Source organism: Micromonospora fiedleri (assembly GCF_016774385.1).
Lineage (GTDB): Bacteria > Actinomycetota > Actinomycetes > Mycobacteriales > Micromonosporaceae > Micromonospora > Micromonospora gifhornensis.
Window position 1 is genome coordinate 1 of sequence record NZ_JAETXL010000111.1, and the last position, 444, is coordinate 444.

The 444-nt window shown below is 70.0% G+C and carries 1 pseudogene; it reads left to right on the top strand.

Annotated features, from left to right (window positions below):
* Positions 1-199: 199 nt before the first annotated feature.
* Positions 200-444 (top strand): annotated as a pseudogene (locus tag JMF97_RS30870) (hypothetical protein); the annotation flags it as partial.

Genomic DNA, 444 nt, shown 5'->3' on the forward strand with positions numbered 1-444 from the left:
GCCAGTGTTAACCCCTGCGCCGTTGCCGCAGCGTCCGTTCCACCGGTCCGCCACCCTGTCGTGATCGACCTCATTCCGTGAGGGCCCGCCGCAGAACGCCGTACCGAGCGGTGCGGCCGTGCAACTGTGCATCGCCGCCGATGTGACAGGTTACAGCCGCCGACCGACTCACCTTGCCGAACGCACTCAGTCGTGGCTGGTGCGGTCCCTGGCGGCGGCCCGCGCCGGCGCCGGCCTGGACGAGGCCACGGTCGTGGTGCAGGCCCAGGGCGACGGGCAGTTCGCTGTCCTGCCGGTGGGCATCGACGAGTCGCGGGTGATCCCGGACCTGATCTTCGGTCTGGCCGACGCCCTGCGTCGGACCAACGACGGTCTGAGCGCCGAGGAACGGGTACGACTGCGGGTTGCGCTGCACCGTGGCTTGATGAAACCGGCCGACAGTGG